At 58.2% G+C, this 1,631-nt stretch carries 2 protein-coding genes and 1 pseudogene; 2 read left to right on the top strand and 1 reads right to left on the bottom strand.

Annotated elements, in window-relative coordinates; translation table 11 throughout:
• A pseudogene (locus tag WBV42_RS03835) lies at positions 1-286 on the top strand (hypothetical protein); the annotation flags it as partial.
• Positions 287-378: 92 nt separating this feature from the next.
• Entirely contained in the window at positions 379-1,065 is a 687-nt protein-coding gene (locus tag WBV42_RS03840) for a helix-turn-helix domain-containing protein (RefSeq protein WP_423984860.1), read from the top strand.
• Here the strand turns inward: WBV42_RS03840 and WBV42_RS03845 are convergent.
• On the bottom strand, positions 1,062-1,631 hold a 570-nt coding region (locus WBV42_RS03845; protein ID WP_423984861.1), incomplete at its 5' end, for a helix-turn-helix domain-containing protein. The two genes, WBV42_RS03840 and WBV42_RS03845, sit on opposite strands and share 4 nt — an antisense overlap.

The following is a 1,631-nucleotide window of genomic DNA, read 5'->3' on the forward strand; positions in this document are numbered from 1 at the left end:
GAACGAAGAATCGCGTCTCATCATCTACACGCTCTTCCGGGAGGAGAAAACGACGGTTCCGCTGACGAAAATTACCCAAACGGTCGCGGCGACGGTTGATGGCGATACTGAATCGATCCGTGAACGGATAGTTCGCGTACATCTCCCGAACCTCGGTTTACTCGGGATCGTCGATTACGACCTCGCCGGAGACCCGCGCGTGTGGCTCTCGGAGAACGTGGACATCGTGAACAAACGACTGCTCCACGATGTCGTCGAACAAACCGAGCGATACGAACGTTCATAACCGGGTTGCAACCGGAGCCCAATAGTAGATGGTAGTTGACTGCAAACCCGTAGTCGGTGACGGAGAGTGACATATTCAGGGAGCATGTTTGAATGAGCACGGTCGTGGAATTCACCCTACCGACGGACGAGTTCGTCCTCGCCGAGACGTTTCGCGCGGTTCCAACCGCCACGTTCGAAATCATCCGATTGGTGGCACACGACGCGGACCGCGCGTTTCCGTACCTCTGGGTGTCGAACAACGATATGGAAGCAGTCGACAAAGCGCTCGCCACCGACCCGAGCACGGAGAACCTGGAACGAGTGTCCACGTTCGACGGGACGAGCCTGTATCGGATGGATTGGATCGACGCCATCGAGGTCATGATTCAAATCCTCGTTGAGGAGGACGGGGCGATCCTCAACGCCAACGGGACGAGCGAGCGCTGGAAGATGCGGGCGCTGTTTCCGGACAGGGACTCGTTCTCACGCACGCACGACCATTGCAAGGAACGGGAGTTGACGATGACCATCGACCGAATCTACCCGCTCACGGATTTTCCACACGGCCAGTTCGGCTTGACGAAAGAACAGTATGCAGTGTTGGCCCTCGCCACTAAACGCGGTTATTTCGACGTTCCACGCACCAGTTCGATGGCCGACCTCGCGGACGAACTCGGCATCAGCCAACAGGCGGTGTCGGAGCGGCTTCGGCGCGCCCACGACACGTTAGTCCGTGGGGCGCTCGCGGTCGGTCCGGAGATCACGACCGAACCGGAAATCGGTCGATCGAGACGTTAGATCGGGATCGAATTCCCAATGAGTTGGTCGTGTGCACGTCGGATCCGTTCCGACACTGCTTGGTGTGAAACCCCGATTCTGTCGGCCAGTTCGCCGACCGTGATCCCGCGTGGAATGTCGTAGTAACCGTGCTCGAACGCCAGTTGCAACACTTCCAACTGCTCTTCACTGAAGTCGATCTGCTCCCCGGAAACGCCGTCCAGTTGCTGAAGCCGTCGAATCTCCATCGAGATACCTCGGTCAGTACACCGATGATACAGCCTCGATGCCATCTCTCGGGTGGTGGTTCGGAGCCGAAACGTCCAGTGCTGTTTCGTGCCGGAGACCTGACTGATGACGACATCGTCTTCGAGGATCGTCTCGAAGACGGACCGCGGCATCGATGTCCAGTTGACGGCAAAGAGCGTCGAACGCGAGTTCGAGACGATCGTTTTCACCGAAGTGAGGGTCGGATCCGTTCGGAGCACGTCGGCGACGTCTCGGTCGCTTTTCACACGAAGGAGCGGCGGGCCTGTTTCGGATCGATACGAGATCGTGGGAAGGAGTTCGAACCGGGCCTTCGGGAC

This window comes from Haladaptatus sp., from assembly GCF_049589095.1.
Lineage (GTDB): Archaea > Halobacteriota > Halobacteria > Halobacteriales > Haladaptataceae > Haladaptatus.

What these genes read in the sequence shown, in the direction of transcription:
- WBV42_RS03840 (WP_423984860.1), top strand. Translation starts at nt 379, where the DNA reads ATGAGCACGGTCGTGGAATTCACCCTACCGACGGACGAGTTCGTCCTC.